This is a genomic window from Pseudomonas sp., assembly GCF_051660785.1.
Lineage (GTDB): Bacteria > Pseudomonadota > Gammaproteobacteria > Pseudomonadales > Pseudomonadaceae > Aquipseudomonas.
The window spans coordinates 30,638-53,489 of the sequence record NZ_JBOFQE010000078.1 but is presented as its reverse complement, the minus strand read 5'-3'; the positions used below and the strand labels follow the sequence as shown (position 1 = coordinate 53,489).

Genomic DNA, 22,852 nt, shown 5'->3' with positions numbered 1-22,852 from the left:
GACGACGTGCCTTTGTGCTTCCCGCCACTGATCCGGATGCTTAGAAATGAATGCTGAAGACTCCTTGAAACTTGCTCGCCGGTTTATCGGGTTGCCCCTGGAAAAGCGCCAGATGTTCCTTGCGGCCTTGCAAAAGGAAGGCGTTGATTTCGCCCGGTTTCCCATTCCTGCCGGTGTCGAGGCCGAGGATCGCCAGGCGCTGTCGTACGCCCAGCAACGCATGTGGTTCCTCTGGCAGCTGGACCCGCAAAGCGGCGCCTACAACCTGCCGGGCGCGGTGCGTCTGACCGGGCAGCTGAACCTGACTGCGCTGGAGCAAGCCTTCGCCAGTCTCGTCGAACGTCACGAAACCCTGCGCACAGTGTTTCAGCATCAGGCCGACGACACCTTGCTGCAAGTGCCTGCCAGCGCGCCTCTACTCATCGATCAAGTGGATTTCAGCGCGTTGCCCGCCACAGAGCGCGAAGTGGCCGTCGCCGCAGCAGCCGAGCAGCAATCGGTGCTGCCATTTGATCTGTCGGTTGGCCCGTTGCTGCGCGTCACCTTGCTCAAGCTCGCCGACGAAGAACACGTCCTGCTGCTGACCCTGCACCACATCGTTTCCGACGGCTGGTCGATGAACGTGCTGATCGACGAATTCATCCGCTGCTACGACGCCTTCGAGGCGGGCGCACAACCGCAACTCGCGGCGTTGCCGATCCAGTACAGCGACTACGCCTTGTGGCAGCGCCGCTGGCTGGAGGCGGGCGAACAGGCGCGCCAACTCGACTACTGGCAGGCGCAACTGGGCGATGAGCACCCGGTACTGGAACTGCCCACTGATCACCCGCGCCCGGCGATGCCGAGCTATCGCGGCACCCGTTACGAATTCGCCGTCGACGCGCAACTGGCCGAGCAACTTCGGGCCACGGCGCAGAAACACAACATCACCCTGTTCATGCTGTTGCTTGGCGCTTTCAATGCGCTGCTGCATCGCTATACCGGGCAGACCGACATCCGCGTCGGCGTGCCGATTGCCAACCGTAACCGTGCCGAGATCGAAGGCCTGATCGGTTTCTTCGTCAACACCCAGGTGCTGCGCACGAAGCTCGACGGCCAGACCCGTGTCGACGAGTTGCTGCGCGCGATCAAGGAAACCGCCCTCGGCGCCCAGGCTCATCAGGATTTGCCGTTCGAGCGCCTGGTCGAAGCGCTGAAACTGGAACGCAGCCTCAGCCACACGCCGCTGTTCCAGGTGATGTACAACCACCAGCCGCAGGTCGCGGACATTTCCACGGTCAGTACGGCGTCGGGCCTGGCGCTGGGCGTGATCGAGTGGGAAGGGCGCTCCACGCAGTTCGACCTGACCCTCGATACCTATGAAAAGGGAGGCAAGCTGCACGCCGCTCTGACCTACGCCAACGACCTGTTCGACGCCGCGACCATCGCACGCATGGCGCAGCATTGGACGCATCTGCTGCAAGGCATGGTCAGTGATTCGCAGCAGCGCATCAGCGATTTGCCGTTGCTGGAAAGCGCCGAATACCAGCGCATCGTGCATGACTGGAATCGCGCCGACGATAGCTTCCCTCAGGACCTGTGCATTCATCAGCTGATCAGCCGGCAAGTCGCGGCCAGCCCGGACGCGTTGGCGGTGACCTTTGCCACCAAACAGCTGACCTACGCCGAACTTGACGGTCAGGCCAATCGCCTGGCCCACAAACTGATCGAGTTGGGTGTCGGCCCGGAAGTCCGCGTCGGCGTGGCCATGCAGCGTTCCGACAATTTGCTGGTCGCGCTGCTCGCCGTGCTCAAGGCCGGTGGCGCCTACGTGCCGCTGGACCCGGATTACCCGGCCGAACGCGTCGCCTACATGCTCGAAGACAGCCGCGCCCTGGTGCTGCTGACCGAACAATCGGTCGCCGCGACCTTGACCGTGGCAGCCGAAACGCAAGTGCTGCTGATGGACGACGTGACGTGGGCTGCTTACCCAGCCAGCGCACCGGTCACTCGCGTCACGCCGGACAACCTGGCCTACGTGATTTACACCTCCGGCTCCACCGGCAAACCCAAAGGCGTGGCCATCGCCCATCGCAACGTGCTGGCGCTGATCGACTGGTCGAAGTCGGTCTACAACCGCGAAGACATCCAGGGCGTCCTGGCCTCCACCTCGGTGTGTTTCGACCTGTCGGTGTGGGAACTGTTTGTGACCCTGGCCAACGGCGGCTCGGTGATTATCGCCCGCAATGCCCTGGAACTGCCGCAATTGCCGGCCCGTGATCAGGTGCGCCTGATCAATACCGTGCCGTCGGCGATCAATGCGTTGCAGCGCGACGGGCAGATCCCGCCGAGCGTGCGCATCATCAACCTTGCTGGCGAGCCGCTGAAGCAAAGCTTGGTGGACGCGTTGTATCAGCAATCGACCGTCGAGCATGTCTACGATCTGTACGGCCCGTCGGAAGACACCACCTATTCGACCTGGACCCGCCGCGAAGCCAATGGCCGCGCGAACATCGGCCGACCGCTCAAGCACACCGCCAGCTATTTGCTCGACGCGGACCTGCAACCGGTGCCCCAAGGCGTGTCCGCCGAGCTGTACCTGTCGGGCGCCGGCATCACCCGCGGTTACCTCGCGCGCCCGGGCATGACCGCCGAAAAATATGTGCCAAACCCGTTCGCCAGTAACGGAGAACGCCTGTACCGCACCGGCGACCTGACCCGTTATCAGGCCGACGGTTCGCTGCAATACGTCGGGCGCATCGACCATCAGGTCAAGGTCCGTGGCTTCCGTATCGAGCTGGGTGAAATCGAAGCGCGGCTGTTGCAGCAAGCGGCTGTGCGCGAATTGGCGGTGCTGGCGCAGGACGGTGTCAACGGGCAACAACTGGTCGCCTACATCGTGCCGACCGATCCAGCGTTGGTCGATGACGCCGATGCGCAAGCTACCCTGCGTGAAACCCTGAAAGCCGCATTGCGTCAGCATCTGCCGGACTACATGGTCCCGGCGTTCCTGCTGTTCCTCGCGCAGCTGCCACTGACCCCAAACGGCAAACTCGACCGCAAGGCCTTGCCGGCGATTGACGGTTCGCAGCAACAGCGCGAACACGTCGCGCCGCGCACCGCGATGGAGAAAGCCCTCGCCGCGATCTGGCAGGACGTGCTGGCCATCGACAATGCCGGTCTGGAAGACAACTTCTTCGAACTGGGCGGCGACTCCATCGTTTCCATGCAAGTGGTCAGCCGCGCGCGTCAGGCCGGGATCGTGTTGAGCCCCAAAGACCTGTTCCAGCACCAGACCATCTGCAGCCTGGCCCAGGCCGCCCGCAGCGGCGAGCAGCCGTTGATCGACCAAGGCCCGGCCGTTGGCGCGGTAGCATTGGCGCCAGTGCAACAGTGGTTCTTCGAACAAGCGATCCCCGAGCGTCAGCACTGGAATCAGTCGCTGCTGCTGGTGCCGCGCGAGGTATTGAGCGTCGAGGCGCTGGACCGTGCACTTGAGCAATTGCTGACCCATCACGACAGCTTGCGCCTGCGTTATGAACAGACCGCCGAAGGTTGGCAGCAAGCCTATGCGGCGCCGACCACGGAGTCGGTGTTGTGGCAGCGTCAGGCGCAATCGGTTGAAGACCTCAATGCCTTGTGCGACGAAGCCCAACGCAGTCTCGATCTGCACAATGGCCCGTTGCTGCGCGCGTTGCTGGTGGCGATGGCCGATGGTTCTCAGCGTTTGCTGCTGGTCATCCATCACCTGGCCGTAGACGGTGTTTCCTGGCGCGTGCTGCTGGAAGATCTGCAACAGTTCTACAGCGGCAGCACCGTGAAATTGGCGAAAACCAGCACCTACCAGCGCTGGGTCGCCCGTCTGCAGGATCATTTGCCAGCCTTTGAAAACAGCCTCGGTCACTGGCAAACACAACTGCGAGACGCACCGAACGATTTGCCCTGTGACCGTCCGAACGGCGCACTGCAAAACCGCTTCGAGCACAAACTCGAGATCAAGCTCGACGCCGAACGAACCCGCAAACTGCTGCAACACGCCCCGGCGGCGTATCGCACCCAGGTCAACGACCTGCTGCTGACCGCGCTGGCACGCGCGGTTTGCCGCTGGAGCGGGCAGGGCAGCACGTTGATCCAGCTCGAAGGTCATGGCCGCGAAGACCTGTTCGACCACATCGATTTGACCCGCACCGTCGGCTGGTTCACCAGTCTGTTTCCGGTCAACCTGATGCCGTCGAGTGACCTCGGCGCGTCGATCAAGACCATCAAGGAACAGCTGCGTGCCGTGCCGGACAAAGGCCTCGGCTACGGCGCGCTGCGTTACCTCGGCACGCCAGCGATTCGCGCCGAACTGGCTGCGTTGCCGCAACCGCGGATCACCTTCAACTACCTGGGGCAGTTCGACCGTCAGTTCGACGACGCCGCGATGTTCGTACCGTCTACCGAAGGCAACGGGGTGGCGCAGGATCCATCGGCACCATTAGGCAACTGGCTGACGGTCGAAGGCCAGGTCTATGGCGGTGAGTTGTCGCTGAGCTGGGGTTTCAGCCGCGAGATGTTCGGCACCGCGACCATTCAGCGTCTGGCGGACGATTACGCCCGGGAACTCAACGCGCTGATCGATCATTGCTGCGCCCTCGAGACCACCCAGGCCACGCCGTCCGACTTCCCGCTGGCGCGCATCAGTCAGGCGCAACTCGACGGATTGTCGATCGCGACCCTTGAAGACCTTTATCCACTGTCGCCGATGCAGCAGGGCATGCTGTTCCACACCCTGTACGAACCGGAAGTCGGCGCCTATATCAGCCAGTTGCGTCTGGACATTCAAGGCCTCGACCCGCAGCGTTTTGCCCAGGCCTGGCAAACCGCGCTGGAGCGTCACGACATCCTGCGCAGCAGTTTCCACTGGCAAGGCCTCGACACCGCGCATCAGGCGATTGTCCGTCAGGTCGCGTTGCCGCTTGAGGTGCTGGACGCAACCGACACCGACGCGCTGGCCGACGCCGAACGTGCCCAGGGTTTCGAATTGGGCAGTGCGCCGCTGTTCCGTTTGAAGCTCGTGCGCATGGGTGCCAATGACTGGCACCTGATCTACACCAGCCACCACATTTTGATGGACGGCTGGAGCAACGCGCAGTTGCTCGCCGAAGTGATCCAGCACTACGCCGCTGGCCAGTCGCTGCCGGCACCGACCGGGCAGTACCGCGATTATCTGGGCTGGTTGCAGCAGCAATCCGCTGTCGCTGGCGAGCAGTTCTGGAAAGCCACGTTGGCACCGCTGGAAGCGCCGACCTTGCTGGCCGAGGCGCTGAGACCACCGGTTGACGCCGAGGGCAGCGAGGAATTGCGAGTCGCCCTCGACAGCCACGCGACTCAGCGTCTGGCCGAGTTCGCCCGCCAACAGAAAGTCACCCTCAACACCGTGCTGCAAGCAGCGTGGAGTCTGTTGCTGCATCGCTACACCGGCCAGGATTGCGTAGTGTTCGGGGCCACGGTCGCCGGGCGTTCGGCACCGTTGCCGGGAATCGAAGAGCAGCTAGGGCTGTTCATCAACACTCTGCCACTGGTCTGCGCGATGAAGCCCGATTGCAGCGTCAGGCAATGGCTGGGCGAACTGCAAGGGTTGAACCTGGCCATGCGCGAGTTCGAGCATGTGCCGCTTTACGACATTCAGGGTTGGGCGGGGCAGCAGGGTTCGGCGCTGTTCGACAGCCTGCTGGTATTCGAAAACTTCCCGGTGGCCGAAGCGCTGAAACAGGGTGCGCCGGCCGGGTTGTCGTTCGGCAACCTGCACAACCACGAACGCACGCATTATCCGTTGACGTTGGGTATCGAGTTGGGCGAAGGCCTGAACCTGGATTTCAGCTACGACGCGGCGCGGTTCAGCGCGGCGCAGGTCGCTGAGTTGTCGGCCAATCTGCAGCACCTGCTAACGCAACTGGTGGCGCAGCCGGACGCGGCACTTGGCGCGCTGGAACTGCTCGATGTCGTCGGCAAACAGGCGCTGCTTGCGATCAGCCAAGCGCCGACGATTGAGTTATCCACAACACTTTTGGCTCACGAACAAATCGCCGCTCAGGCTGCCGCGACCCCGGATGCGCTGGCGTTGCAGGTTGACGGCCAGTCCCTGAGCTATGCGCAATTGAACACCCAGGCCAACCGTCTGGCTCATCGTCTGATTGAAAACGGTGCAGGCCCAGGCAAGCGTGTCGGTCTGGCGCTGCACCGGGGGCCGCAACTGATTGTCAGCCTGTTGGCGGTACTGAAAAGTGGTGCTGCCTACGTGCCGCTTGATCCGAACTACCCAGCGGAACGCCTGGCGTACATGATCGACGACAGTCGTCTCGATGTGCTGCTGTGCGAGTCCGGTTTGCTGGACGATGTGCCGGGACGTCTGACCCTCGATGACAGCACGGGTTACCCGGACAGCAATCCGCAAAACCATGCGGTCGCCGACGACCTGGCCTACATCATCTACACCTCCGGCTCCACCGGCCAACCCAAAGGCGTAGCCATCGCCCACGCGGCGTTGCGCGAGTTCTGCCAGAGCGCCGCCGACTATTCGCTGTTGTCGGCGTCGGACCGCGTGTTGCAGTTCGCGACCTTCAGTTTCGATGGCTTCGTCGAGCAGTGCTTCCCGGCGCTGTGCGTCGGCGCGGCATTGATCATGCGCGGTGATGACGTGTGGGACGCCGGTCGTCTCGCTGCCGAAATCGTCCAGCAAGGCGTGACGGTGGCCGACTTGCCGGCGGCTTATTGGTACTTGCTGGCCCGTGAATGCGCGAGCGGTACGGTGAGCAGTCTCGGTGATTTGCGCCAGGTTCACGTCGGCGGCGAAGCGATGTCGGTCGAAGGCCTGCGCTTGTGGCATCAGGCCGGTTTGAGCCCTGTGCGATTGCTTAACACCTACGGCCCCACCGAGGCGACCGTGGTGTCCAGCGTGCATGAATGCCGTCTCGACGATGCCAGCGATGCGCTTGGCATTCCGATCGGTCGCGCCATCGCCGGTCGTGCACTGTACGTGCTGGACGCGGCGGGTCAATTGCTGCCGTCCGGCGGTGTTGGCGAACTGTGCATCGGCGCGCCGGCGTGCCTGGCGCAAAGCTACTTCGATCGCCCGGCGCTGACCGCCGAACGTTTCCTGCCGGACCCGTTTGCCCGTGAGCCGGGCGCGCGGCTGTACCGCAGCGGCGACCTGGCGCGTTATAACGTCGAAGGGAATCTGGAATACGTCGGCCGCATCGACCATCAAGTGAAAATCCGCGGTTTTCGCATCGAAATGGGCGAGATCGAAGCCTGCCTGCAAGCCCGTGAGGACGTGCGTGAAGCGGCGGTCATCGCTCAGGACGGCACGCAACTGGTGGCGTACATCGTGGCCAACGGCGCGGTGGCTTCCGAGACGGAGTATCTGGAAGGCCTCAAAGCCGTCCTGCGTCAGTCGCTGCCGGAATACATGGTGCCGAATCACCTGATCCTGCTGGCAAAACTGCCGCTCAACAACAACGGCAAACTGGATCGCCGGGCCTTGCCGCGCGCCGAGGCCAGCGATGGCCAACGTGCTTTTGTCGCCCCGGCCGAAGGGCTGGAAACGCAACTGGCGCTGATCTGGCAGGACGTGTTGCAGGTCGAGCAAGTGGGCCGCGACGACAACTTCTTTGAATTGGGCGGGCACTCGTTGCTGGTGCTTCAGGTGATCTCGCGGGTGCGTCAGCAGTTGCAGCTCGAACTGTCGGTCAGCAGCCTGTTCTCCGCCGCGAATCTGGCGGAATTTGCCGAGCGGGCTGCACTGGCGAATATCAGCGGGCAACCTTTGCTGCAACGTGCCGTGGCCGATCAGCCGCAGGTTTTGTCTTATGCCCAGCAGCGGCAATGGATTCTCTGGCAGCTGGACCCGCAAAGCCCGGCCTACAACATTCCCGCCGCGCTGCGCCTCAAAGGCTCGCTGGACCGTGACGCCTTGCGCGAAGCCTTCACCCGGTTGCAGGCCCGTCACCAGACCCTGCGCACAACCTTCGAACAGGATGGTCAGCAGGCGCGTCCGGTGCTGCACGACCATCTGGCGTTGCAACTGGACGAACGCGCTGTGGATCAGTCGTCGGTCGACAATGCGGTAGCCGAAGAAATCGCCCGTCCGTTCGACCTGCGCAACGGTCCGCTGTGGCGCGTGTTGCTGCTGCAAGTGAACACCGACGAACACGTGCTGGTGCTGACCGTGCACCACATCGCTGCCGATGGCTGGTCGATGCAGGTCATGGTTGATGAGTTCAGCGCGTTGTATCAGGCCGCCGTCGAAGGTAACGCCGCCAACCTCAACAGCCTGCCGGTGAACTACAGCGATTACGCCCGTTGGCAGCGCAACTGGCTGGAGGCCGGGGAGGGTGCACGCCAACTGACGTGGTGGCGCGAGCAACTGGCCGGCAGCCAGGCGCCGCTGGAATTGCCGAGCGAACTGACCCGTCCGGCCCGTCGCACCGAGCGCGGTGCCAGCCTGATGCTCAACGTTGATCGCGACTTGCTCACCGGTTTGCGTCAATGTGCCCAGGAACAGCACGTGACCTTGTTCATGCTGTTGCTGGCGAGTTTCCAGACTTTGCTGCATCGCCAGAGCGGGCAGTCGAGCATCAGCGTCGGCGTGCCGAGCGCCGGTCGTTCGCGTCTGGAAACCGAAGGCCTGATCGGCTTTTTCATCAACACTCAAGTGCTGCGCGCCGAGATCGATGGGCAGCAACCGTTCAGCACCTTGCTGCAACAGGTCAAGCAAACAGCATTGGGTGCCCAAGCGAATCAGGAATTGCCGTTCGAGCAGTTGGTCGATGCCTTGCAGCCGGATCGCAGCCTCAATCACAGCCCGTTGTTCCAGGTGCTCTATAACCATCAGCAGCAGTTGGGTGCGAGCGTCGAGCGCACCGTCGCTGACTTGCAGGTCGAGCGTCTGCACTGGCAGCAACACACCACCCAGTTCGATCTGGTGCTCGACACCCAAGAGCAAGGCGAAACGCTGGATGCCAGCCTGACCTACGCAACCGATCTGTACGACGAGGCATCGATGCAGCGCCTCGCCGGGCAGTGGCTGAACCTGCTGCGCGCGGTGGTCAGCGATCCGCAGCAACGCGTCGCCGAACTGCCACTGATTGACGGGTCGCAGCGCGATGCCCTGCTGCAGCACTGGAACCCAGCCTTCCAGGCGCAACCGCCGTCGCCGACCTTGCACCAGTTGTTCGAGGCGCAAGCCGCACAACGGCAGGACGCCATCGCGCTGACTTACGAAGGCAAACAACTGACCTACGCCGCGCTCAACGCCCAGGCCAATCGACTGGCGCGCAAACTGCGCGAGCAGGGCGTCGGGCCTGAAGTGCGGGTCGGTATCGCCACCGAACGGGCGATGCCACTGGTGGTCGGCTTGCTGGCGATTCTCAAGGCCGGTGGCGCCTATGTGCCGCTCGATCCGCAATACCCGGCCGAGCGCCTGAGCTACATGATCGAAGACAGCGGCATCACGCTGCTGCTGACCCAACAACACTTGATCGACGGCTTGCCGGCCCGGGACGGTGTGCAGGTGCTAAGCCTGGAATCGTTGCAGCTGGACGCGTTCAGCGGCGACAACCTGCCGGCGCTGGCGACCCCGGACAACCTCGCCTACGTGATCTACACCTCCGGTTCAACCGGCCGGCCAAAAGGCGCGTTGCTCAGCCATGGCAACGTCGGGCGTCTGCTCACGGCCACCGCTGGCGAGTTCAACTTCGGTCCGGACGATGTCTGGACGCTGTTCCATTCCTACGCCTTCGACTTCTCGGTGTGGGAGCTGTTTGGTTCGCTGTGCACCGGCGGGCGTCTGGTGATCGTGCCGTATTACATCAGCCGCGAGCCGCAGGAATTCCACCGCTTGCTGTGCGATGAAGGCGTGACGGTGTTGAACCAGACCCCGACCGCGTTCCGCCAGTTGTTGCCGATTGCCCGCGCCAGCGAACGAAGCATGGCGCTGCGTCAGGTAATTTTCGGCGGCGAAGCCCTCGAAGTCGCGAGCCTGCGTCCCTGGTTCGAACGCTTCGGCGACCAGCAGCCAACCCTGGTCAACATGTACGGCATCACCGAAACCACAGTGCACGTGACCTACCGCGCGATTCGTCTGGCTGACCTCGACGCCAAGGCCCAGAGCCCGATCGGCCTGCCGATCCGCGACCTGCGCTGGTACTTGCTCGACAGCCAGTTGCAGCCAGTGCCGGTGGGCGTGGCGGGCGAGTTGTACATCGCCGGCGCCGGTCTGGCGCGCGGTTATCACGGACGCTTCGGCCTGACCGCCGAGCGTTTTGTACCGAGCCCGTTCGAGGCCTCACAGCGGCTCTATCGCAGCGGCGACCTGGCGCGTCAGCGTGCCGACGGCAGCATCGATTACCTCGGGCGCATCGACCAGCAAGTGAAGATCCGTGGTTTCCGCATCGAATTGGGCGAAATCGAAGCCGCGCTGCTGGCCCAGCCGGGCGTGCGCCAAGCCGTGTTAAGTGTGCATGCCGGCGACGGCGGACCGCAGCTGTGCGCCTATGTCGTCGCCGATCAGACGCCAATTGACCCGATTGCCTGGCGCGACAACCTGCGTGCCGCGCTCAAGGTGGGTCTGCCGGATTACATGGTGCCGAGCCACTGGCTGCTGCTCGAAGCCTTGCCATTGACCAGCAACGGCAAGCTCGACCGCAAAGCTTTGCCGGTACCCGATGCCCAGGAATGGCAGCGTCCATTCGAAGCCCCCGAGGGCGACCTTGAGCAGCAACTGGCCGCGATCTGGGCCGACGTGCTAGGCGTGGCGCAGATTGGCCGGCGCGACAACTTCTTTGAATTGGGCGGGCATTCGCTGCTCGCCGCTCAGGCCAGTGCCCGTGTGGAACTGGAACTGGGCATCGAGCTGCCGCTGCGCGCGCTGTTCGAATCCACTGACCTGCAGGCTTATGCCGCCATGGCCGGGCAACACGCCCCGGCTGACAACGATGCACGTCTTGATGCGCTTGAGTCGCTTCTCGACGAGATGGAGATCAACTGATGGAACACACCACTGCCCAGCGCATCGCCAGCCGCTTCGCCGGCCTGCCTGCGGACAAGCGCCGCGAATTCCTGGCCCGCATGCAAGAGCAGGGCGTGAGCTTCGGCCAGCTGCCTATTCCGCCTGCCGCCGAGCCGCAAACCACCTTCGAACTGTCGTACGCGCAGCATCGCCAATGGTTCCTCTGGCAGCTTGACCCGCAGAGCTCGGCGTACAACATTCCGGCTGCGTTGCGTTTGCACGGGCCGCTGAACGTTGCGGCGTTGCAGCAGAGTTTCGACGTGCTGCTGGAGCGGCATCAGAGCCTGCGCAGCCGTTTTGTCGAGGATGACGGGAAGGTCGTGCAGACGCTGGCCGAATTCACTTCGCTGCCCATCGAGCAGATTGACCTGCGCGGCGAACCTTTGGAACAGCGCCTCGATCTGGCGATGAAAAGCGTCGAGCAGGAAATCGCCCGGCCGTTCGATCTTCAGCACGGCCCGCTGTTGCGGGTCAGCCTGTTGCAACTCGATGCCGAAGATCACGGGCTGTTGTTGACCTTGCATCACATCGTCACCGACGGCTGGTCGATGGGCGTGCTGGTCGAAGAGTTTTCCCGGCTCTACGCCGCGCATTGCCAAGGTCAGAGCGCTGCGCTGGAAGCATTGCCGATCCAGTATTCCGACTACGCGATGTGGCAACGTCGCTGGATGGAAGCGGGGGAGCTGGAGCGTCAACTCAACTGGTGGCGCGAAACACTGGGCAGCGAACAACCGCTGCTGGAATTGCCGACTGATCGCCCACGTCCGGCGCAACCGAGTCAGCGCGGTGCGCGTCTGGATTTCGCCCTCGATGCGACCTTGGCCAGCGGTTTGATGAGCCTGGTCAAACAGCGCGGCGTCACTCCGTTTATGTTGTTGCTGGCGAGTTTTCAGGCGTTGCTCTATCGCTACAGCGGTCAGTCCGACCTGCGCGTTGGCGTGCCGATTGCCAACCGTAATCGTGCGGAAACCCGTGGGCTGATCGGTTTCTTCGTCAACACCCAGGTGATGCGTGCTGAACTGGACGGACGTCTGCCATTCAGCCAATTGCTCGACCAAACTCGTTCCGCGTCGCTGGATGCTCAGGATTATCAGGACTTGCCCTTCGAGCGTCTGGTACAAGCGCTGCAAGGTGAACGCAGCCTGAGCCACAGCCCGTTGTTCCAGGTGATGTTCAACCACCAGCAAGCCAAACCGGCGGCGGTCAGCGGTTTGCTCGCCGGCCTGCGCGTCGAGGCGCTGAATGCCACGGCGCACACCACGCAATTCGACTTGCAACTGGACACGCAAGAGGAGAGCGACAAGCTGTTCGCCAGCCTGACCTATGCCACCGATCTGTTCGACGCTGAACGCATCGAACGCCTGGCGCGTCACTGGCGCAATCTGTTGGCCGGTGTACTGGCGAACCCGCAATGCCCGCTTGCCGAGTTGCCGTTGCTGGACGCCGACGAGCGTCTGCGCATTCTTGACGACCTCAACGACACCGCTCAGGTCTATCCGGGCGAAGTCTGTGTGCAGCGGCATTTTGAAGAACGTGTGATTGAAAACGGTGAAGCAACGGCGCTGGTGTTCCAGGGCCAAAGCCTGAGTTACGCCGAGCTGAACCTGCGCGCCAACCGCCTGGCCCATCACTTGCGCGCCCAGGGCGTCGGCCCGGAAGTGATCGTGGGGATTGCCTGCGACCGTTCGTTTGAAATGGTCGTCGGCCTGCTGGCGATTCTCAAGGCGGGCGGCGCTTATGTACCGCTGGACCCGGAATACCCGGTTGATCGCCTGAGCTACATGATCGAAGACAGCGGCATTTCGCTGTTGCTGACCCAGGAGCATTTGCTGGCGCAACTGCCGACCCCGGACAACGTGCGCATCTTATGCCTGCACGCGGATGCCGATTGGCTGAGCGATTTGCCGGATACCGATCTGCCCAACCTCGCCGTCGCGGAAAACCTTGCCTATGTGATTTACACCTCCGGTTCCACCGGCAAACCGAAAGGCGCGGGCAACCGCCATGTTGCACTGCATAACCGTCTGGAGTGGATGCAGGAAGCCTACAACTTGCTGCCGAGCGACCGCGTGCTGCAAAAGACGCCGTTCAGTTTCGACGTGTCGGTGTGGGAGTTCTTCTGGCCGCTGATGAAGGGCGCCACGTTGGTGATCGCCACGCCGGGCGAGCATCGCGATCCGCAACGCCTGGCCGCGTTGATCGTTGAGCAGGCGATTACCACGCTACACTTCGTGCCGTCGATGCTTTCGGCGTTTATCGGTGCTGACGAGGCGCAGGCCTGCACTTCGCTGCAACGGATCATTTGCAGCGGTGAAGCGCTGCCGATGGAGCTGCAGCGCCAGACCTTGCGCAGCCTGCCGCAAGCCAATCTCTACAACCTCTATGGCCCGACCGAAGCGGCCATCGACGTGACTCATTGGACCTGCGTCGAAGAAGGCCGCGACAGCGTTCCGATCGGCCGGCCGATCGCCAACCTGCGCACCTGCATCCTCGACAGCGAACTGCAACCGTTGCCACTGGGCGCGGTGGGCGAGTTGTACCTGGGCGGCGTCGGTCTGGCGCGCGGTTACCACCGTCGTGGTGCGCTGACTGCCGAGCGCTTTGTGGTTGATCCGTTCGGCAGCGGCGAGCGTCTGTACCGCACCGGCGACCTGGCGCGCTATCGCGCCGACGGCGCCATCGACTACTGCGGGCGTATTGACCATCAAGTGAAGATTCGCGGTTTGCGCATTGAGCTGGGTGAAATCGAAGCGCGCCTGCAAGAACATGCCGACGTACAGGAAGCCGTGGTGCTGGCCGTCGACGGCCCAAGCGGCAAGCAACTGGTTGCGTACATCGTGCCGCAAGATCGAGCGTTGGTCAGCGCCGATGCCGAGCAGCAAGGCGCCTGGCGTGAAACCCTGAAAAGCCATTTGCTCGCCAGCCTGCCGGATTACATGGTGCCGGCGCAGACTGTGCTGATTGAGCAGATGCCCCTGAGCCCCAACGGCAAACTCGACCGCAAACGCCTGCCGGCGCCGACTGCGCAAGTCAGCCAGCGTGCTTTCGAAGCACCGCGCAGCGAACACGAACAGGTGCTGGCGCAGATCTGGCAAGACGTGTTGGGCGTGGAGCAGGTCGGGCGTCAGGACAACTTCTTCGAGCTTGGCGGCGACTCGATCATTTCGATTCAGGTGGTCAGCCGCGCCCGTCGCGCCGGTCTGAGCCTGCAACCGCGTGACCTGTTCCAGCAGCAAACCCTGCAGGCGCTGGCCGCCGTGGTCAAGGAACAGGCCGCACCGTTGGCGCAACAAGGGCCGGTGGACGGTGTGCAAACACTCACGCCGATCCAGCGCTGGTTCTTCGATGAACCGATCCCGCAACGGGCGCACTGGAACCAGGCGGTGCTGCTGACACCGCGCGAAACCCTCGAATTACCAAGCCTGCAAGCGGCGCTGCAACGCCTGCTCAAGCAACACGATGCCCTGCGTTTGCGCTTCAGTCAGGTCGATGGCCAATGGTCAGCGCGTTATGTCGGGGCCGACAGCGCCGACGTGATCGACATGCTCTGGACCGCCCGCGTCGCCAGCAATGAGTCGCTGGAATCGGTGTGCGATGAAGCGCAGCGCAGCCTCAGCCTGCAAGACGGGCCGTTGCTGCGCGTGGCGTTGATCGCCCAGGCCGATGGCGCCCAGCGTTTGCTGCTGGTGATCCATCACCTGGCGGTGGACGGTGTGTCGTGGCGGGTGTTGCTGGAAGATTTGCAGGCCGCCTACCAAGGGCAAGACCTGCCACCGAAGACCAGCGCCTTCCAGGCCTGGGCCGACAAACTCGACGCGTATGCACGCTCCGAAACCGCTGCCGGCGAATTGAATTGGTGGCAGGCGCAGTTGAGCGCCGCCAATGATTCGCTGCCAGCGGCCAATGCCCAAGCCAGTCAGGCCGGGCATCTGCGCCAGGGCGTCAGCATCGGTCTCGACCGCGAGCAGACTCGCCAGTTGCTGCAACAGGCGCCGGCGATCTATCGCACCCAGGTCAACGACCTGCTGCTGACCGCACTGGCTCGCACCCTCAGCCGCTGGACCGGTGACGATTCGGCACTGATTCAGCTCGAAGGCCATGGCCGCGAAGAACTGTTCGACGACATCGACCTGACCCGCACCGTTGGCTGGTTTTCCAGCCTGTTCCCGGTGCGCCTGACGCCGACCGCCGACCTTGCCGGTTCGATCAAGGCAATCAAGCAGCAACTGCGCGAAATCCCCGGCAAAGGCATGGGCTACGGCCTGTTGCGCTACATGGGCGATGCCGCGACCCAAGCGGCGCTGGCCGCGTTGCCGCAAGCGCGGGTGACGTTCAACTATCTCGGTCAATTCGACCAGAGCTTCGCCGAAGACGCATTGTTCACCCCGGCCACGGAGTCCAGCGGCGCCGCGCAATCGGCCGACGCACCGTTGCCGAACTGGCTGTCGGTGGACGGTCAGGTGTATGGCGGTGAACTGAAACTCGACTGGACCTTCAGCCGCGATTGCTTTGACCTGCGTGAAATCGAAGCGCTGGCTGCGGATTACCAGCGTGAATTGCTGGCGCTGATCGCCCATTGCCTGAGCGATGGCGCGGGCGGCGTGACCCCGGCGGACTTCCCGTTGGCGCGTCTGACCCAGGCGCAACTCGACGGTCTGCCGGTGCCGCCGGCACAGATCGAAGACCTGTATCCCCTGTCGCCGATGCAGGCCGGTTTGCTGTTCCACAGCCTGTACGAATCCGAGTCCGGCGCCTATGTGAACCAACTCAGTGTCGAAGCCCGTGGCCTCGACGCCGAGCGTTTGGGCCGCGCGTGGCAAGCGGTGCTCGACACCCATCCGATCCTGCGCAGCAGCTTCCACTTCCCGGATGGCTTCGAAGCGCCGGTACAGTTGGTGCATCGTCATTTGCAATTGCCGATGACCTGCCTCGACTGGCGCGGCCGCAGCGATCAAACCGAAGCGCTCGCGCAGTTGATCGACAACGAACGCCTGCAACTCGATTCGACCCGGGCGCCATTGATGCGCCTGACCCTGGTGCGCCTCGACGATGAGCATCAGCAACTGATCTACACCCACCATCACCTGTTGCTGGATGGCTGGAGTAACTCGCTGCTGTTGAGCGAAGTCTTGCAGCGGTATGCCGGGCAGGACGTGCAGGCCCCGACCGGGCGTTTTGCCGATTACATTGGTTGGCTGCAACGTCAAGATGCTCACGCCGACGAGATCTTCTGGCGCGAGCAACTGGCGACCCTCGACAACCCGACCCTGCTGGCGCAGAGCCTGGCCCATGGCGACAGTAAAAATCTGTCGACGGCAGAGTTCGCCGACCATCACCAGACCTTCGATGTCGCCACCAGCAAACGCTTCAGCGAGTTTGCCCGTCAGCAAAAGGTCACCCTCAACACCCTGGTGCAAGGGGCCTGGGCGCTGTTGCTGCAACGCTACAGCGGTCAACGCAGCGTCGCCTTCGGCGCAACGGTCGCTGGGCGTCCGGTGGACTTGCCGGGGGCCGAAAGCCAGCTCGGCCTGTTCATCAACACCTTGCCGGTGATCAGCAGCCCGGACACAGTGGAAAGCGTCGGTCAATGGCTGACCCGTTTGCAGGCGCAGAACCTGGAACTGCGTGAGCATGAATTCACCGCATTGGGTGACATTCAGCGCTGGGCCGGACGTGCCGGTGAACCGCTGTTCGACAGCCTGCTGGTGTTCGAAAACTTCCCGGTGGCCGAAGCGCTGCAACAGGGCGCGCCGGCCGGGTTGAGCTTCTCGATCCCGCAAAACCATGAACGCACCAACTTCCCGCTGACCCTGGCGGCCACCGCCGAAAGTCAGTTAAGCCTGAACTGGAGTTACCAGTGCGCGCATTTCAGCAGCGAAGCGATTGTTCGCATGAGCGAGCATCTGGCCGCGCTGCTGGCAGCGATGGTCGCCGCGCCACAAGCGGCATTGAGTGAACTGGACCTGCTGACCGCGCCGGAACGTGCGCAACAGTTGGTCGAGTGGAACCCAGCCTTTACGGCGGAGCAAAACCCGCTCTGCGTGCATCAGCTGATTGAGGCTCAGGCTGTCATCCGACCGCACGCCACGGCGCTGATCTTCAACGACCTGGAACTGAGCTTCGACCAACTCAACCGTCGCGCCAACCAATTGGCCCATCGTCTTCGCGACTTGGGCATCGGCCCCGAAGTGCGGGTCGGCCTGGCCATGCAGCGCTCGCCTGAGATGATCGTCGGCTTGCTGGCGATTCTCAAGGCCGGCGGCGCCTACGTGCCGCTGGACCCGGCGTACCCGACGGAACGCCTGCGTTACCTGATGGAAGACAGCGGCATTTCGCTGATGATCAGCCAGTCGTGGCTGCGGGAAAAACTGCCGTTGCCCGAAGGCCTGCCGGTGCTGGAAATCGACCGCGAACCGCTGGACTCCATGGCGGACACCAACCCCGTCAATCTGACCTGCGGCGAAAACCTCGCGTACCTGATTTACACCTCAGGCTCCACCGGGCGGCCGAAAGGCGTCAGCGTGGCCCACGGTCCGCTGGCCATGCATTGCCTGTCGATCGGCGAGTTGTACGGCATGACGCCGGACGATCGCGAGCTGCAATTCGCCTCGATCAGCTTCGACGGCGCTCACGAGCGCTGGTTGACGCCGCTGGTGTTCGGTTCGGCAGTGATGCCGCGGGACGACGAGTTGTGGAGCGTGGAGCGCACCTGCGCCGAGATCGAAAAGCACGGCATCACCATCGCCTGCTTCACCCCGACCTATTTAGGGCAGATCGCCGAATTCATGGGCGAAGCGGGGCGTGATCTGCCGATCCGTTCCTACACCCCGTGCGGTGAAGGCATGGCCAAGCACGCGTTCGATGAAGTGCAGCAGGTGCTGCAACCCAAGCGCCTGATCAACGGCTACGGCCCGACCGAAACCGTGATCACGCCGCTGATCTGGCTGGCGTATCCGGATACCGAATTCGATTCGGCGTTCATGCCCATCGGTCGGCCGGTCGGCAACCGCAGCGCCTACATTCTGGACGGCGGTCTGCAGCCATTGCCGGTTGGCGTCGCGGGCGAGTTGTACCTGGGCGGCGAGGGCGTGGCCCGTGGTTACCATCAGCGTCCGGACCTGACCGCTGAACGCTTCGTGCCGGATCCGTTCGTGCCGGGTGCGCGTCTGTACCGCAGTGGCGACCTCGCGCGGTTCCGTGCCGACGGTGTCGTCGAATACCTCGGCCGCATCGACCAGCAAGTGAAGATTCGCGGCTTCCGTATCGAACTCGGCGAAATCGAAGCCTGCCTGCTCGAACACGAAGGTGTGCGTGAAGCCTTCGTGATCGATCGCGAAGGCCCGGTGAGTCGCCAGTTGGTCGGTTACGTGGTGCCGCGCGATCCGCTCGCTGATGAGCAGGATTTGCGGGAAGCACTGACGGCGCATCTGCGCAGCCGTCTGCCGGCGCACATGTTGCCCGCGCATTTGATGTGCCTGGCTGCGTTGCCGCTGACGCCGAACGGCAAGCTCGACCGTCAAGGCCTGCCGGCGCCGGAAGCCACTCGGCAGAACCACGATCACGTGGCCGCCGCATCGCCCGCCGAAGCCTTGCTGGTGGAGATCTGGCAGGAACTGCTGGGGCTGGAGTCGGTGGGTGTCACCGAGAACTTCTTCGAACTGGGCGGTGATTCGATCATCTCGCTGCAAGCGGTAAGCCGCGCGGGGCAGCGCGGGCTGGTGTTCAGTCCCAAGCAACTGTTCGAACGGCAGACCATTCGTGCACTGGCCGCTGTGGCCGGCAGCCGTGAAGCCGCGTTGGTTGAGGCGCCGAAAGTCGAGGCGTTCTCGCTGGTGCCGCACATCAACATATCGGCCCGTGAAGGTCTGCAAGACCTGTATCCGCTGTCGCCGATGCAGCAAGGCATGCTGTTCCATTGCCTCGATTCACCGGAACTCAACCCCTACGTCAACCAGTTGAGCGTGGCGGTCGACGGTTTGCAGGTGCCGCGTTTCCGCGCCGCCTGGCAGACGCTGGTTGCGCGTCATGAAGTGCTGCGCGCCGCTTTCCGCTGGCGCGATGGCTTGGCCGATCCTCTGCAAGCGGTGTTCGCCGACGTCGAGTTGCCGATCGAAGAAATGGACTGGCGCGAGCGTACCGACACCGAGCAAGCGCTGAGCGAACTGGCGGCGGCAGAGCAAGCCAAGGGCTTCGACCTGAGCTGCCCGCCGTTGATGCGTTTTATCCTGGTGCGCCTGGGCGATGACCGTTACCAGATGATCTGGATTTATCATCACCTGTTGCTCGACGGTTGGAGCGCCTCGCGCCTGTTGGGCGACATGCTGCGCCTGTATCACCACGACAGCCTGCCGACCCTGACCGGTCGTTACGCCGACTACATCGCCTGGCTGCAACGTCAGGACGGTGCGCAGGCAGAAGGTTTCTGGCGTGAGCGTCTGGCGTTGCTCGAAGAGCCGACCATTCTGGCCAAGGCTTCCGGTGCGACAGGCTCCGGTCACGGCGTGATGTACAGCAACCTCGACGCCGAAGCGACGCGCAAATTGCACACCTTCGCCAAGCGTCAGCGCGTGACGCTGAACACGCTGGTGCAAGGTGCATGGCTGTTGTTGCTGCAACGCCATAGCGGCCAACACAGCGTCGCGTTCGGCGCGACGGTGGCGGGGCGTCCGACCGGTTTGGCCGGCGCGCAGGACATGCTCGGTCTGTTCATCAACACCTTGCCGGTGATCCAGACCCTCGACCCGCAACAACCGCTGGGCGAGTGGCTGCGCGACTTGCAGGATTACAACCTGATGGTTCGCGACTACGAGCACACGCCGTTGTCGGACATCCAGCGCTGGGCCGGGCAGGGTGGCCAGGGCCTGTTCGACAGCATCATCGTGTTCGAAAACCATCCGGTGGACCGCGCCTTGAAAGGGGGCGAGGAAGGTGAGCTGCGCTTTGCCGAGGTCGGCAGCGGCGGCGTCACCAACTTCCCGATGGACTTGATGGTCAGCGCCAACGAAGAAGGCCTGGAAGTCGAATACCTGTTCCTGCGTGATCGATTCAGTGACGTGGAAGTCGAGCGGATTCGTGCGCAGTTGGAAGGGTTGCTGCGTGCGTTACCGGAAGATGCCACGTGCCTGCTTGGCAATATTGGCTTGCCGGAGGCGCGTTTGAGCCTGCCGCAGGTGTCCGATGACAACGCTGATTTGCTGCACGCGTTCAATGAACACGTCAAAGCGCAGCCGCAGAAAATCGCCTTGATCTGTGAAGATCGGCAAGTCAGTTATGCCGAGCTTGAGGCGCAGGCCAATGGGTTGGCGCAGCAACTGACCGGTCGCGGCATCGGTCCGGAAAGTCTGGTGGCGGTGGCGTTGCCGCGTTCCGAGCGCACCATCGTCGCGTTCCTTGCGGTGCTCAAGGCCGGGGCGGCTTATCTGCCTTTGGACCTGGCGTACCCGGCCGAGCGACTGGCTTACATGTTGAGCGACTCGGCGGCCAGCCTGTTGCTGTGCGACAGCGATCTGGGTGATCGACTGACCCTGGCCGACAGCCCGCCGCGGCTGTTGCTCGATCAATTGAGCGTTGCCGACAACGTTGAATGCCCGGTTTCCCATCCGTTGGCGGGGCACTTGGCGTACCTGATTTACACCTCCGGTTCCACCGGCCAGCCGAAAGGCGTGGCCGTGGCGCGGGGCCCGATTGCCCGGCATTGCCGCGGCATCATCGAACTCTACGAATTGGCACCGCGCAGCCGCGAGTTGCACTTCATGTCGTTCGCCTTCGACGGTGCCCAGGAGCGGTGGCTGAGCGTGATGTTGGCCGGTGGCAGCCTGGTGATCCGCGATGACAGTCTGTGGACCCCGGAACAAACCCTGGAGGTGATGCAGCGTCACGGCGTCACCGTGGCCTGCTTCCCGCCGGCGTACCTGCAACAGATGGCCGAAGTGGCCGAACGCCTGGGCAATCCGCCGGCGGTCGAGGTGTATTGCTTTGGTGGTGATGCGGTGCCGGAGGCCAGTTTCGAGCAGGTCAAACGGGCCCTGCGTCCGCAGCGTCTGGTCAACGGTTATGGACCGACCGAAACCGTGGTCACGCCGTTGCTGTGGCGTGCCGAGGTCAGCGAAACCTGCGACGCGGCGTATGCGCCAATCGGTCGTGGTGTGGCCGGGCGTGGCTTGTACGTGCTGGATGCCGACCTCAATCCGTTGCCGGTCGGTGTCAGTGGCGAGTTGTATTTGGGCGGCGAGTGCCTGGCGCGTGGATACCACCAGCGTCCCGGCATGAGTGCCGAACGTTTCATCCCCGACCCGTTCGAGGCCGGCGGTCGCATGTACCGCACCGGCGACCTGGTGCGCCAGCGCGAGTGCGGGTTGATTGACTACCTGGGGCGACTTGACCAGCAAGTGAAGATTCGTGGTTTCCGCATTGAATTGGGCGAAATCGAAGCGCGTCTGCGTGAGTGCGCCGGGGTGCAGGAAGCCGCCGTGGTGGTGCACGACACGCCGACCGGCAAGCAATTGGTCGGCTATGTGGTGGCCGCCGGTGCTGTCGGGCTGGATCGTCGCTTGAAGTCTGAGCTGCAAGCGCAACTGCCCGACTACATGGTGCCGGCGCGGATCATGGTGCTGGAACGCTTCCCGCTGTCGGCCAACGGCAAGCTCGATCGTCGCGCACTGCCGACGCCTGAATGGGCGCTCGGCGGCTATCGTGCGCCGCGCAACGATCTGGAAACGGCGCTCACCGCGATCTGGCAAGAGGTGCTCGGCGTGCCGCAAGTGGGCATTGACGACAACTTCTTCGAACTCGGCGGCGACTCGTTGCAGGTGCTGAAAGTCATCTCGCGGGTGCGTAGTCAGCCGCAACTGGGCTTTGAATTGAAGCTGCGGGATCTGATGCAGAAGCCGTGCATTGCTGAACTCTGTGGCTATCAGGTTGCCGAGCCCGTGACAGCGGCGCCGGATCCATTGCTGGCGTTGAATGCGCGAATTCCGAACGTGCCGGCGTTGTTCTGCCTGCACGCCGGTTTTGGCACAGTGTTCGACTACGAACCGCTGGCTCGTCGCCTGGAAGGACGGCGCACGGTGTACGGCGTGCAATGCCGCATGTTGCTCGACCCGCACTGGCAGGACGAATCGCTGCTGGCCATGGCGCAAGCCTATGCAGCACGGATTCGCAGTCAGCAGGCCAAGGGACCGTATTACTTGCTGGGCTGGTCGTTGGGCGGTGCGTTGACGCAATTGGTCGCTCATGAACTGGAAACCCAGGGTGAAAGCGTGGCGTTTGCCGGGCTGGTCGACAGCTACGTGGCCGGCACTGCAGAAGCGGGCGACTGGCGCGAGGACCTCGGTGACTTCCTGAAGTTTGTGCTGGGTTTGCCAGCCGATGAGGCTCAGGCGCTGATCGCGCTGAAAGCCGCTGGCTTGAGTGAACGCGAGGGCTCCACCGCTGTGATCGAAGCAGCCCTGCACGGTTCCAATGAGCAAGCTGCATTGGGCGCGGGTGAACTCACGCAGATCTTCGCCACCGGCTCACGCCTCAAACAACTGGCGCTGGCGCATCGGCAACTGCCGGCGATCCAGGTTTCGGCCCATCGCTGGTGGGTGGCTAAGCGTGAGGATGAACGCCGGGTGTTCGAGGCTCAGGTCGGCAGTCATGGTGTGGATCGGTTGTTGGCTGGTGGGCACTACGAACTGCTGCGCGGTGATGAGTTGCTTGATGAGCTGGAAGACTTGCTGGCACAACGCTTGGCTATGGCTTGAAAACGCGACTTGGAAGGCGAGACGAATAACCTGTGGTAGGGGGGTATGTGTGGTGAGGGGATTCTGTGGCGAGGGGATT

Annotated in this window: 1 protein-coding gene and 2 pseudogenes; all 3 read left to right on the top strand. The window is 63.2% G+C overall.

Annotated features, from left to right (window positions below; genetic code table 11):
• Window positions 1–46: 46 nt before the first annotated feature.
• Window positions 47–9,073, top strand: a pseudogene (locus tag ACRC4F_RS20730) (amino acid adenylation domain-containing protein); the annotation flags it as partial.
• Between the two features lie 60 nt (window positions 9,074–9,133).
• Window positions 9,134–10,921, top strand: a pseudogene (locus tag ACRC4F_RS20725) (amino acid adenylation domain-containing protein); the annotation flags it as partial.
• An 86-nt stretch (window positions 10,922–11,007) separates the two neighbouring features.
• Window positions 11,008–22,773, top strand: a complete 11,766-nt coding sequence (locus tag ACRC4F_RS20720) for an amino acid adenylation domain-containing protein (RefSeq protein WP_438661019.1) — start codon at window positions 11,008–11,010, stop codon at window positions 22,771–22,773.
• Window positions 22,774–22,852: the final 79 nt, after the last annotated feature.